The 12,904-nt window shown below is 65.2% G+C and carries 11 protein-coding genes and 1 riboswitch; of the genes, 6 read left to right on the top strand and 5 right to left on the bottom strand.

Annotated elements, in window-relative coordinates:
• Window positions 1–294: 294 nt before the first annotated feature.
• On the bottom strand, window positions 295–1,149 hold the full coding sequence (locus tag ABB29_RS13225) for an alpha/beta fold hydrolase (protein ID WP_057660043.1): 855 nt from the start codon (window positions 1,147–1,149) through the stop codon (window positions 295–297).
• Complete coding sequence (gene hemH / locus ABB29_RS13220; protein WP_057660041.1) at window positions 1,136–2,122, bottom strand: ferrochelatase; 987 nt, start codon at window positions 2,120–2,122, stop codon at window positions 1,136–1,138. Before hemH ends, ABB29_RS13225 begins: the two co-directional genes overlap by 14 nt.
• Before the next feature lie 143 nt (window positions 2,123–2,265).
• On the opposite strand from hemH, the gene ABB29_RS13215 reads away from it, so the two are divergent.
• From ABB29_RS13215 to ABB29_RS13195, 5 genes are all read left to right on the top strand, one after another.
• A complete protein-coding gene (locus ABB29_RS13215; protein ID WP_057659841.1) occupies window positions 2,266–3,153 on the top strand; it encodes a lipid-binding SYLF domain-containing protein in 888 nt (295 codons plus the stop codon).
• An 84-nt stretch (window positions 3,154–3,237) separates the two neighbouring features.
• Window positions 3,238–3,465 (top strand): Sec-independent protein translocase subunit TatA, encoded by a 228-nt coding sequence (gene tatA, locus ABB29_RS13210; RefSeq protein ID WP_057659839.1) that lies wholly within the window; start codon window positions 3,238–3,240, stop codon window positions 3,463–3,465.
• A 34-nt stretch (window positions 3,466–3,499) separates the two neighbouring features.
• Window positions 3,500–4,096, top strand: coding sequence for a Sec-independent protein translocase protein TatB (gene tatB / locus ABB29_RS16725; RefSeq protein ID WP_083487900.1), 597 nt, complete (start codon window positions 3,500–3,502; stop codon window positions 4,094–4,096).
• On the top strand, window positions 4,089–4,850 hold the full coding sequence (gene tatC, locus ABB29_RS13200) for a twin-arginine translocase subunit TatC (protein ID WP_057659837.1): 762 nt from the start codon (window positions 4,089–4,091) through the stop codon (window positions 4,848–4,850). Before tatB ends, tatC begins: the two co-directional genes overlap by 8 nt.
• A 96-nt stretch (window positions 4,851–4,946) precedes the next feature.
• A complete protein-coding gene (locus ABB29_RS13195) occupies window positions 4,947–5,609 on the top strand; it encodes a hypothetical protein (RefSeq protein WP_157062653.1) in 663 nt (220 codons plus the stop codon).
• Between the two features lie 30 nt (window positions 5,610–5,639).
• Here the strand turns inward: ABB29_RS13195 and ABB29_RS13190 are convergent, their stop codons facing one another.
• Genes ABB29_RS13190 through ABB29_RS13180 form a run of 3 tightly spaced genes read right to left on the bottom strand, consistent with a single transcriptional unit; the run spans window position 5,640 to window position 9,802 of the window.
• The gene (locus ABB29_RS13190; protein ID WP_057659833.1) at window positions 5,640–7,946 is read right to left on the bottom strand and encodes a xanthine dehydrogenase family protein molybdopterin-binding subunit; all 2,307 of its coding nucleotides are present in this window, start codon (window positions 7,944–7,946) and stop codon (window positions 5,640–5,642) included.
• Window positions 7,939–8,448 carry a (2Fe-2S)-binding protein gene (locus ABB29_RS13185; RefSeq protein WP_057659832.1) on the bottom strand — a complete coding sequence of 170 codons (510 nt, stop codon included), beginning with the start codon at window positions 8,446–8,448 and terminating at the stop codon, window positions 7,939–7,941. Before ABB29_RS13185 ends, ABB29_RS13190 begins: the two co-directional genes overlap by 8 nt.
• 46 nt (window positions 8,449–8,494) lie before the next feature.
• The gene (locus ABB29_RS13180) at window positions 8,495–9,802 is read right to left on the bottom strand and encodes a c-type cytochrome (RefSeq protein WP_057659829.1); all 1,308 of its coding nucleotides are present in this window, start codon (window positions 9,800–9,802) and stop codon (window positions 8,495–8,497) included.
• A 228-nt stretch (window positions 9,803–10,030) separates the two neighbouring features.
• Window positions 10,031–10,248: riboswitch (cobalamin riboswitch) on the top strand.
• Window positions 10,249–10,550: 302 nt separating this feature from the next.
• Between ABB29_RS13180 and ABB29_RS13175 the strand changes: the two genes are divergently transcribed.
• Window positions 10,551–12,902, top strand: coding sequence for a ribonucleoside-diphosphate reductase subunit alpha (locus tag ABB29_RS13175; protein WP_245622642.1), 2,352 nt, complete (start codon window positions 10,551–10,553; stop codon window positions 12,900–12,902).
• Window positions 12,903–12,904 lie beyond the last annotated feature (2 nt).

The raw sequence follows: 12,904 nt of genomic DNA, 5'->3' as shown, positions 1-12,904 counted from the left end.
GGCTGGTGACCGCGCTGGTGCTGGCATCGGCTGCGGCCGGACTGACCCTGCACGCGATGCTGCGCAGCCGCCAAAGCGCCGCTGGGCCGGCCACCTGGCAGCAGCCCGTCGAGCGCATCGCCAGTACCGGTGAGACCAGCATCCTGCGTTATCTGGCCAGCAAGGACCCGGAGATCAGGCAGCTGATCGCACCTTGGTGGGAAAGCGGCCAGCCGATCCGGTTGCGCGATATCGAGCTGGTGATGGAATTCTGCGACGCCAAGCGCGCGCATGGCAGCCAGCTGCTCGCCGGGCTCAATCAGTCGGACACAGGAAATCCGCCACTATCGATGCGACCGCAGCCGGGTTGTCCATGTGCAGATGGTGAATGCCCGGCATGGTCGCCAGCTGGCCCTGCGGCAGCAACCCAGCCCGCTCGCTGCGCAGCGGCTCGGGAAAATAGCTTTGCGCCGGCTCGGCGTAGATGACCTGTACCGGGCACTGGATACCGGTCACCAGATGGCTTATCTGCGCTTCGCTCAGGCGTTGCGGAGTCGGCAGCGTCAAGCGCGGATCGGTGCTCCATTCGTAGCCACCGGGCACGGCCTTGACTCCGCGTTCGACCAGCAGCCGTGCCGAGGCCTCGCTGAGATGATTGGCGCGCATGCGTGCGCGGATCGGTGCTTCCAGATCCGGAAACACCCGCAATGACTTGGACGGCAGCGCGCGCGCCGCGGCCACCGCCTCGCGCCAGCGCGCGGTGGTGCGTTCGACGGTTTCGGCCAGCGCCCCCAGGGCTTCAATCAACACCAGCCGCCGTATCCGCTCCGGCGCGGCCGCGGCGATGATGCTGGCGATGCCGGCGCCCATCGAATGGCCGACCAGACTGAACCGCTCCCAGCCCAGTCCATCGGCCAGGTCCAGAATCGCGTTGACCGCCAGGAAACTGCTGTATTCGGTGCCGGCGGCGATATGGCAGCTGCGGCCATGACCGGGCAGATCCGGAGCCACCCAGTCCAGGTCCGGCAAGTGACTGGCCAGTGGAATGAAACTGGCCGCGTTGTCGAGCCAGCCATGCAGGGCGATGACCCGTTCCGCGCCGGGATGTCGACAATGCAGGCCACCCAACGGCCCCAGCGTCACTGCGGCCTCGAATTCACTCAGTTGCATCGTCTGCCTCCGACGACGACCCACCCACCATGGCTGCCAGCGCGTGGGCATGCCCGGGGGAGTCGTTCAGGCATGGGATGTAGCGCAACTGGCCGCCCCGCGCACTGACCTCGGCGGCGAAACCCATCGCCACTTCCTCCAGCGTTTCCAGGCAATCGACCGCAAACCCCGGGCAGACCACGTCGATCCTGCGGACTCCGCGTTGCTGCAGTTCGGCCAGCACCTGATCGCTGGCCGGCGCCAGCCAGCGTTCCTTGCCGAACCGCGACTGGTAACTCAGGCTCCACTGCTCCGGGCGCAGGCCCAGTGACTCGACGATGGCTGCCACGCTGGCCTGGCAACGTTGCGGATACGGGTCGCCGTTGTCGGCCACCCGTTGCGGCAGGCCATGGAACGAGAACAACAAGTGCTCGCCTGCGCCGTGGCGCTGGCGCCAGTCGCCAATGGCCGCGGCCACCGCCGCGACCCAATGTGGATTGACCGAATAGTCCTCGATCACATCGAGCTCGAAATCCCGTGCGTGCCGGTCCAGCACATCCGTGATCGAAGCCGTGGTGGTGGTCGAGTACTGGGGATACAGCGGCAGCACGGTCAACCGTCGGCATCCTTGCTGGCGAAGCTGCTGCAACTGCGCCGCCAAGCCGGGGGATCCGTAGCGCATGGCATGCAATACGGTCATCTGTGGCAGTACGGCCTGCATGGCTTCGGCCAGCCGGCGGGTGTACACCGCCAACGGTGAGCCTTCCGGCAGCCATATCTGCGCATATTTATGTGCCGCCGATTTGCCGCGCAACGGCAGGATCACGCCATTGAGCAGCGGCAGCCACAGCAGGCGCGGTATCTGCACCACCCGCGGGTCGCTGAGGAACTCGCGCAGATAGCGGCGCACTGCGGGCGGCGTAGGCGCGTCGGGGGTACCCAGGTTGACCAGCAACAGGGCGTGACGTTCGGGGGAGGCAGGGGGCGCGGACATGTTCATAATGATGACAGAAGCCCACGCCGATGCCGTGGCCAGAGCTGCCCTGGCCAAACTCATCACTGATTCACGCAGCCGCGTCTAGGCTGAACAATCAACGCGTTAGCCCATCTTTTTGTTCCATTACCTTGGAGTGCCCCATGCCCCGCTTGCTGCGTGCCAATGCACCGCGTGCCATCGCAACACTCACCGCCGCCGTGCTGGCGACCGCGCTGGTCGCGGGCCAGGCCGTCGCCGGTCCCAAGGAAGACGAGCGCGCCACCAATGCGGTGCGCGTGCTGTCCGAAATCCGCCAGATTCCCGAAGAAAGCATCCCCGACAAACTGCTGGACGAGGCCAAGGCCATCGTGGTCATTCCCGACACGCTCAAGGCCGGACTGGTCATCGGCGCCCGCCGCGGCCACGGTCTGATGTCGGTGCGCAACGCCGATGGCAGCTGGTCGCAGCCGACCTTCATCAAATTGACCGGCGGCAGCATCGGCTTCCAGGCCGGGGTGCAGTCAGCCGACGTGGTGCTGGTGTTCCGCAACGATCGCAACCTGAATGACATCGTCAACGGCAAGTTCACCCTCGGCGCCGATGCCGGCGTCGCCGCCGGACCGGTCGGGCGCAATGCCAACGCTTCCACCGACGGCCAGTTGAAGGCCGAAATCTGGTCATGGTCGCGCGCGCGCGGCCTGTTCGCCGGGGTCGCGCTGGATGGCGCGGTGCTGCAGATCGACGATGACGCCAACGTCGCCGTGTACGGCAGCGCGGCAACCCCGCGGGCGATTTTCGAAAGTCGCGCCGGGGCGCCATCCGATGCCGTGGTGGGCTTCCGCGATGAGCTGGAAGAAGCCACCGCCGCCGCACGCGCCGCACGCGGTACCAGTGGCCAGCCGGCGGCCGCGCCGGTGGCCCAGGCGGCCGCCCCGGTAGTGCCGGCCACGGTGGTGACCCCGCCGCAACCGGTCGAGCAGCCAACCCAGGGCTTCCAGCCGGTTGCCGAGGACAGCGTGCAGACCGAACCTCTGGACGGCATGCCGTAAGCAGCAGCACCATCGCCACGGGCACGCGCCAGGCCCGCGGCTGCGGTATCCTTTTCCCTCTTTCACTTTTTCTGCGAGCACACCATGGGCGGTTTAAGCATCTGGCATTGGATCATCGTGCTGGTGGTCGTGCTGCTGGTTTTCGGCACCAAGCGCCTGCGCAACGCCGGCCAGGATCTGGGCGAGGCGGTCAAGGGTTTCAAGAAGGGCCTGAACGACGACGACGACAAGCCCACCGGCCAGCTCGGCGATCAATCGCGCCGTGACGAAACCACCAGCGACAGCAAGGAAAACGACCGCAATGCCCGCTGAGCCGGGTTGCCGCCGGTTCCCGCGTCCCTGACACATGTTCGACATCGGTTTCAGCGAGCTGCTGGTGGTGGCCGTGGTTGCCCTGGTGGTACTGGGCCCCGAACGCCTGCCCAAGGCGACCCGGTTTGCCGGGTTGTGGGTGCGCCGCGCGCGCGCGCAGTGGTACTCGGTCAAGGAAGAGTTGGAGCGCGAGCTGGCCGCCGACGAGCTCAAGCGCAGCCTGAAAGCCGCCCAGGATGAGCTGCGCGCGACCCAGGACAACCTGCGCAATGCCGGCACGCAGGCACAGCAGGGCGTGGACGAACTGCAACGATCGATCCTCGACACCGGCAAAGCCACCGATGCTGCGGCCGGCGAGCAGCCGGTCGACCAGACCATCGCCACCGAAACCTCGCCGGCCGAAACCCTGAGCGCGGATGAGCCGATCACGGAGCCGGCTTCCGCATCGACGCCGGAAGTCAGCAGCCTGGCCGAACCGACCTTGATGCCGACCAATGATGCTGGCGATCTGCATCGCGCCGCCGATGTCAGCGCGCCAGCCGAAGGCGACCGCAGCGGCGATGCTGCGCCGTCACCGCCGCCACCGGCTCCGGCGCCCGCATCCTCCAGCGAGGATCCCCGTCATGGCTGAGCCGCAGGACACCGAAAGCAGCCTGATGGAACACCTGCTGGAACTGCGCACGCGGCTGATGCGCGCGCTGATGGGGCTTGGGCTGGTGCTGGTCGTCCTGCTGCCTTTCACCAGCCGCATCTACAACTGGCTGGCCGAACCGCTGATCGAACGCCTGCCGGCCGGCCAGACCTTCCTGGCGGTCAACCCGGCCGGCGCATTCTTCGCCCCGGTCAAGCTGACTTTCTTCGTGGCGCTGTTCTTCGCCGCACCATGGCTGCTGTACCAGGCCTGGGCATTCGTTGCCCCCGGCCTCTACCAGCGCGAAAAACGGGTCGCCACGCCGCTGCTGGCATCGGCCGTCGCGTTGTTCTATGCCGGTTGCGCGTTCGCGTATTTCCTGGTCCTGCCGATGGTGTTCAACTTCCTGGTCAAGTTCAAACCCGACGTCATTGCCATCACCCCGGATGCCAGCGCCTATCTCGACTTTGTCGTCGTGATCTTCTTTGCCTTCGGCGCCAGTTTCGAGCTGCCGGTGGCCGTGGTGATCCTGGCGTTGCTGGGCTGGGTCACGCCGGCGCAGCTGAAGGAGGCGCGCGGCTATGTGCTGGTCGGTATTTTCGTGCTGGCCGCGGTCATCACCCCACCGGACGTGATCTCCCAATTGATGCTGGCGATCCCGATGTACCTGCTGTACGAGGCCGGCATCCTCGCCGCGCGCTGGCTGGTGCCGGCCCAGGCCGACGGCGCGCCACCGGTGTCCGGTCGCCGCTGACCGCAGCGATCATGCTCGGCGACAGCGCTGATTGATGTGGCGTTGCCGGCACGGCTGGCACACTGCTGGTATCGAGTTCCCAAGGGATACCCCACCATGCGTTATCCACTGAGTCTGCTCTGCGCTGCCGGGTTGCTGGCTGCCTGCCAACCTGCCGCCGCACCGCCACCCTCTGAACAGGCTGGTGCCGGACCGGCTGCTGCTGCGCCCGCCCAGGTATCAGCGCCGCCGTCGCGGCAGGCATTGCAGCCGCTGTTCGAGCACGCGCCGGAAGCCATTGCCGTGTTGCCAATCGCGGACTTTTCGCTGCATCAGACAGACCTGCCCGATGACGATTTCGCCTTCGACCGCAGCTGGAAGGCCGATGCCGATGCGCCCGGCCAACTGCTGGCGATGCTGGTGCTGGATGATTCCAACGCGGTCACCGCGGCAGCTATGCGTCTGGGTAGCAGCAACGATCCGCAGGCGCTGGCGCACTGTCTGCAAGCGCCATCCGCTGCCAGAGCCGGCGATGGCGATGAGGTCCGCATCGATGGTCAGCCATTCCGCCACTTCAGCGCTGCTGATGCGGCGATGAGCCACTATCGGACAATGGAAGCCTACCGCGCGGTCCGCAACGGCTATTGCGTCGCCATTGATCTGATCGTGCAGGGGGTACGCCCCGACGTATATGACCCGCCGCGTACCGCTCCGTTCACCGCCGACGTGGCCTCATCCCGCCTGCAGCAGGCGTTGCAGGCCGTGCGGTTTACCCGCTGACCATCGCGCCCGGGCCAAGGCGGCTGCGGGTCAACCCGCGGCTGATTCCTTCAACGCCTGCAGCACTGCGTCGGGCCTGATTGGCAATTGCCGCACGCGTGCGCCGCTGGCGGCGAAGATGGCGTTGGCGATGGCAGGGGCGACCACGGTCGTGGCCGGTTCGCCAAGGCCGACCGGGACCTCGGTCGAGGGCATGAATTCAATCTGCAGTGGCACTGCGTCGGTCATCCGCAGCGGCGTGTAGCTGTTGAGGTTGCTGTCGCGCACCCGGCCATTCTCGAATCGTGTGCCTTCGTGCAGAGCCATGCTCAAGCCCCAGTAGGTCGCACCTTCCATCTGCGCCAATGCGCCATCGGGATGGACGATGGTACCGGCATCGGCCACCGCCCACAGTTTTTCCACCCGCACCTGGCCACTGTCGCGATCCACCTTGACCTGTGCCGCGCAGGCGACCCAGGTCGGCATGTCGCGTTCCTGGCCAAACGAGGTCGCGATACCCATGCCGGTACCGGCAGGCAGTTCGCCGCCCCAGCCACTGATTTCGGCCAGCCTGCGCAGCACCGCGGCCTGGCGTGATGCGCCACCGACGGCATTCGGCGCACTGCCGGCGTTCTTGCCACTGGCATCAAGCATGCCGAGGCGGAACTGCACCGGATCCTGTTGCAGCTGATGAGCGGCCTCGTCCATGAAGCTTTCCAGCGCGAAGTTGGTCCAGCCCGGTCCGACCGAGCGCAGCCAACCCGGCCGGAACGCGCGATTGGCCAGATCATTCTGGATGCAGCGGACCCGGTGCGCGCCAACGTTGTACCAGTGATCGGCGCCAGCCACCGCAAATGGATCGTACGGCTTGCCATCGCTGCTTTTCGGCATCTGATCGGGACCGGCGTTGGCCAGCAACGGCCAGCCGGCGGCAGCATCGTGCTGCATCGCCTGGACCTTGCCTGCGTTGTCGAAGGCCATCATCACCCGCTGCACCGATGGCGAACGGAAGGGATCGAAATGGGCGTCATCCTCGCGGGTCAGGGTCAGCTTCACCGGCCGCCCCAGCGCCTTGGCCGCCAGCGCCGCCGGCACCGCATAGTCGCCGGTCAGGCGCCGGCCAAAACCGCCGCCGAGCAGATAGGTACGCATGATGATGCTGGTTTGCTCGACACCCAGGGCGACCGCCAGTGTCGGCAGGATCAGGGTCTGCCACTGGTTGCCGGTATGAATTTCCCAGCGGCCGTCTTTCTGCAGCGCCAGCGCATTGACCGGTTCCAGCTGGAAATGCAGCACGCTGGCGGTGCTGTAGCTGCGTTCCAGTGTCGACGTGGCGCTGGCGAATGCGTCCTCGACACCGGCATCAGCGACCACCCGCGCACCCTGCTCCGGGTCGGCAATCAGTTGCCGCGCGTGTTCCTGCAAATCGATTTCCGATACCGCGGCGGTGTCATCGTTACTCCATTGCACATCAACCAGCCGCGCCGCCTGCATCGCCGCCCAGGTCGAATCGGCACACACCACCACCCAGCCGGGCACGGTGTTGGATGGATCTTCCAGCACGATGCTGCGCAGGTAGCCTTTGACCTGCTTCTTCGCCTGCGAGTCATCGACCGACACCACGGTCGAGCCCTGCCGGGTCGGCGGGATTCTTGGACTGGCGTGGACCATGCCTTCGATCTCGGCATCGATGCCGTAGATCGCCTGGCCGTCGGTCTTGTCGGGAATGTCGATGGCATCGGTGTCGATGCCAATCAAGCGTCGTTCCGATGGTGGTTTGATCGGCAGCTGCGCCATCTGTTCGGCACTATAGCTGCGGGTCAGATCACCACGCTGCACGATTTCGGCATAGCTGATCGAACGGCCGCCGCCGAGCACCTGGCTGTTGCGGGCCTGGCAGGATGCGGCCGGCACGCCCAGCAGCCTGGCGCCTTCTTCGATCAGGGCGATGCGACCGGCAGCACCGGCGCGACTGAAGATCGGGAAGGTCTGCCACACCGACCAGCTGCCGCCGGTCGACATCTCGCCCCACTTGGGATCGGTGTCGACATGCTCGATCCGGACCTGGTTCCAGTCCGCTTCCAGTTCATCGGCCAAGATCCGGGCCAGTGAGGTACCGACATGCTGGCCCATTTCAGCGCGGATGATATGCACGACGATGATGCCGTCCGGTTGCAGGCGGAACCAGATATTGGGTTCGTAGTCGTTGTCGGCGATGGCACTGGCCGGGGTCTGCGACGGCAGCAGCACCGAGGCGCGCGAAAACGCCATCACGAAACCACCGCTGGCGGCGCCGATCAGGAAACCGCGCCGGCTCAAGCCACGCCCGTTGGATTTGGCACTGCGGAATTTATTCATGGCGCTGGCCCTCATCCGGATGGCCAGCGTTTCCAGCCGTGGCCGATTGCCCCTGCAACTCGCGCGCGGCCAGGTGGATCGCCTCGCGGATGCGGCCGTAGGTCATGCAGCGGCACAGATTGCCGGACATCACCGCATCGATGTCCTGATCGGAGGGATTGGGGAAATCCTGCAGCAGGTTGGCCGCCTGCATGATCTGCCCTGACTGGCAGTAGCCGCACTGCGGCGCCTGCGCGGCGACCCAGGCTTTCTGCAGTGGATGCTGGCCATCCGGGCTCAGGCCCTCGATGGTGGTTACCGCCTGGCCCGCCACCGCGCCGACCGGCGTGATGCAGGAGCGGATGGCGCGGCCATTCAAATGCACGGTGCAGGCGCCGCACATGCCGATGCCACAACCGAACTTGGTGCCCTTGAGTTTGAGTTCGTCGCGGATCGCCCACAGCAACGGGGTCTGATCGTCGGCGACGCTGACCTCGCGCCCGTTAAGCAGGAATTGGCTCATGTTGCGGCTCCATGCAGGAAGTATTGGAAGGACGATGCGGGCGCGATCAACGTTCCGACGCCGCCAGGTCCTTGCGTAACCGGGTGACACGCTGTTCCAGATCCGGCCACGCCGGTCGGTCGCTGCGGCTGCTGCGCAACCATGCGGCCAGCTGCGCCACCTGGGCATCGCTCATGCTGTGGCCGAAACCGGGCATCATCACTCCGGGCAATCCCTGATCGACGCTGACACCTTGCAGGATGACCCGCAGCAACGTGGTCGGATCATCAGCCGTGATGGCAGTGTTGATGCCCAGTTCGGGACGCTGCAATTGCGGACCTGCGTCATTGTTGTAATGGCATGAAGAACACGCCGCCAGGTACAGCGCCTGGCCACCATCGCGCTGTGGCGAGTGCTGGGCGAGGTTGGCCTTGGCCAGTTCGCCGTTGATCACATCGCGGTCGATCGACGCACCGCTGGTGCCCATGCGATCGGCAAAGTAAGTGGCAAGTGCGCGGATATCCTGATCCGGCAGTTCCGACAGGCCTTTTTGGATGACGTCGGACATCACATCGGTAGCCACGCCGTGCAGCGGCGTGGCGCCTTCGCGCAGGTACTGGTACAGCTCATCCGGCGTCCATGGCACTGCTGCCGGATTGGCCGCCGTCAACGGTGGCGCATACCAGTGATCGATCTCGGCACCGGCATAGCGCTGGTCGCCGGACTTTTCCGCACCCAGCTTGTTGCGGGGGCTGTGGCAGGCCGAACAGTGGCCCAGGCCCTCGGCCAGATAGGCGCCACGGTTCCACTGCGCGTCCTTGCCGTCGACCGGACCGTACTGGCCTTCACGGAAATTCAGCAGCTTCCAGCCCGCCTGCAACGCGCGCACGTTGAGCGGAAATGGGATGTCGGACTTGCGGGCTTCGGCCACCACCGGCTTGCGGGTCATGATGAAGGCATACAGCGCGCTGATGTCTTCATCGGTGATCAGATTGAAATGCTGATACGGAAAGGTCGGGAACAGATGCGAACCATCACGTGCCACGCCCTGATGCATGGCCCGGCGGAAGGCTTCCTCCGACCATTGGCCGATACCGGTCACCGGGTCCGGAGTGATGTTGGTGCTGTACATGGTGCCGAACGGTGTCGGGAACGGCAGGCCACCGGCGTACGGTTCGCCGCCCCTGCGGGTGTGGCAGGTCGCGCAGTAGCCAGCCCCGGCCAGTTGCTGGCCCCTGGCTATCAGCCCAGGTGCGAATGAACTTGCGGCAGGGACTGCGACCGGGCCGATGGCGGGGCGGTAGGCCAGCGCGAAAATACCGATGACCGCCAGCGTTGCCATGCCCAGCAGGACAATCATGATCCTTTTCAGCACGTCAATCTCCTATCGGGATGCGACGCCACCGGATCTGCAAGCTAAACCAGCACAGCACAAACGGCGGCGGCTATTGTGTGTACCACCCCACTGTACGCACGCCATCGTGTCATTGCATCTCACAAATTGTGAGACCAGCTGGCGATGCCGCACGATTCAACGGGCGCATGGTTTCGGCCTGAACGGCGACATGAATCCATATTTGGTGTTGACGCCTTCCAGCAACCCCACTATCTTGTGGCCGTCGGTTCCGTTGGCTGATGGCCAAGGGATTAATAGGGAAGCTGGTGACGCCTCGCGCTAGTCCAGCACTGCCCCGCAGCGGTAAGTGGAAACGAACTCGCCAATGGCACTGGGACACAGGTTCCCGGGAAGCGGCGAGCCAGGCCGGAAGCATCGCTTCCATGTCCACGAGTCCGAAGACCTGCCGACAGCCACGCGAAGCACAGCGCGTGGTGCCGGCCGCGGAATCTCCGGGGGGAGATGGCTGGTGACGCACTGCCGTGCAGCCGGCCATCGATTGCCGATGGGTCCGCGCTGTCGCGATCGCTGCGACGCCGCTCCTCCACCCTGTGATCACCGAGCCACCCGCGGACCTGCGAGGGACGGGCCGACGCGTGCATCGCGCATGGAGGGAACAACCGTGACCAATACCCCTGTCGGCCTGGATGACCAGGCTGAAACCGACGCCACTGTCGCTGCCGGCGATAGCGAATTCCTGCTGACCCCGCCGCCAACCGCGACCGCGATGAGCGTGGCCAAGCGCAATGGCCAGCGCGAGCCGGTCGATCTGAACAAGATCGTGCGTGCGGTGCAGCGCAACTGCGAAGGCCTGCATGCGATCGACCCGATGCGGGTGGCTACCCGCACCATTTCCGGGCTGTACGACGGCGCCAGCACCCGCGAGCTGGACGAGCTTTCGATCCGCACCGCAGCGCTGCTGACCGCCGAGGAACCCGAATACAGCCGCTTGGCCGCACGGCTGCTGGCGCAGGTCATCAGCAAGGAAGTCACCGGCCAGGAAATCCATGCGTTCTCGCAATCGGTCACCCGCGGCCACGAGGTCGGCCTGATCAACCAGCGCCTGCTCGGTTTCGTGCAGACCAATGCGCGCAAGCTCAACGACGCGCTGGATGCCAGCCTCGACATGAACTTCGATTACTTCGGCCTGCGCACGCTGTATGACCGTTATCTGTTGCGCCATCCGCACACCCGCAAGGTCATCGAAACCCCGCAGCAGTTCTTCCTGCGGATTGCCTGCGCATTGAGCGAAGACGTGCCCGAAGCACTGGCGCTGTACCGGCGGCTCGGCCAACTGGATTACCTGCCCAGCTCGCCGACGCTGTTCAACGCCGGCACTACCCACGAGCAATTGTCCTCGTGCTTCCTGCTCGACTCGCCACAGGATTCGCTGGAGTCGATTTACCAGCGCTACGGCGACATCGCCCAGTTGTCCAAGTTCAGCGGCGGCATCGGCGTCAGCTACACCCGGGTCCGTTCGCGTGGTTCGCTGATCACCTCCACCAACGGCCACAGCAATGGCATCGTGCCATGGCTGAAGACGCTGGACTCGTCGGTCGCGGCGGTCAACCAGGGCGGCAAGCGCAAAGGCGCGGCCTGCGTCTACCTGGAACCCTGGCACGCCGATGTCGAAGAATTCCTGGAGTTGCGCGACAACACCGGTGACGAGGCCCGCCGCACCCACAACCTCAACCTGGCCAACTGGGTGCCGGACCTGTTCATGAAGCGGGTCGAAGCCGACGCCGACTGGTCGTTGTTCGATCCGCGGGTGGTGCCCGAGTTCACCGATCTGTTTGGCGAGGCATTCGAGAACGCCTACGAGCAGGCCGAAGCCCAGGGCAAGGCGGTCAAGACGGTGAAGGCGCGCGAGCTGTACGCGCGGATGATGCGCACGCTGGCGCAGACCGGCAATGGCTGGATGACTTTCAAGGACAAGTGCAACCGGGCCAGCAACCAGACCGCCAAGCGTGGCAACGTCATCCATCTGTCCAACCTGTGCACCGAAATCCTGGAAGTCACCAGCGCCGAGGAAACCGCGGTCTGCAACCTGGGCTCGATCAACCTCAGCCATCACCTGGATACCGATCCTGACCTGAAGCAGCCGCTGTTCGATTTCGACAAGCTGGGCGAGACCGTGCGCCTGGCGGTACGCCAGCTGGACCGGGTGATTGACCTGAATTTCTACCCGATTGAAAGCGCGCGCCGCGGCAACCTGCGCTGGCGCCCGGTCGGCCTCGGGGTGATGGGTTTGCAGGATGTGTTCTTCAAGCTGCGGCTGGCGTTCGACAGCGACGCTGCCCGCGCCCTGTCCAACCGGATTGCCGAGACCATCTATTTCCACGCCCTGGAAACCAGCTGCGAGCTGGCCGAGGAACGCGGCCGACATCCTTCGTTCGGCGATACCCGCGCCGCCAATGGCGAGCTGCAGTTCGATGCCTGGCAGGTGCAGCCACAGGACAACGCACGCTGGGATGCATTACGCGCCCGCATCCAGCAGCATGGCCTGCGCAACTCGCTGCTGATCGCAATTGCGCCGACCGCCACCATCGCCTCGATTGCCGGCTGCTACGAATGCGTGGAGCCGCAGGTGTCCAATCTTTTCAAACGCGAGACGCTGTCCGGTGACTTCCTGCAGGTCAACCGTTATCTGGTCAACGAGCTGAAGAAACTGGGGCTTTGGACGGCCGAGATCCGCGACCTGATCAAGCAGTCGGAAGGCTCGATCCAGGGCATCAGCCAGATTCCCGAATCACTGCGGCAGATCTACCGTACCGCCTGGGAGTTGCCGATGCGATCGTTGATCGACATGGCCGCCGGTCGCGGCGCCTTCATCGACCAGAGCGCTTCACTGAATCTTTTCATGGAAAGCCCGAACATCGGCGCGATGTCCTCGATGTACATGTACGCATGGAAGCAAGGCATCAAGACCACGTATTACCTGCGCTCGCGGCCGGCGACCAGGATTGCCAAGACCACCGTCGGCAACAGCGCGGCCGCCGCTCCCAGACCGGAGTACAGCCCGAGTGAAGCGGTCGCCTGTTCGCTGGAGAACCCGGAAGCCTGCGAGGCCTGCCAATGATC

Origin of the sequence: Pseudoxanthomonas dokdonensis (assembly GCF_001431405.1) — a bacterium.
Taxonomy (GTDB): Bacteria; Pseudomonadota; Gammaproteobacteria; order Xanthomonadales; family Xanthomonadaceae; genus Pseudoxanthomonas_A; species Pseudoxanthomonas_A dokdonensis.
The sequence above is the reverse complement of the archived record's forward strand: the minus strand, read 5'-3'. Positions and strand labels throughout refer to the sequence as shown.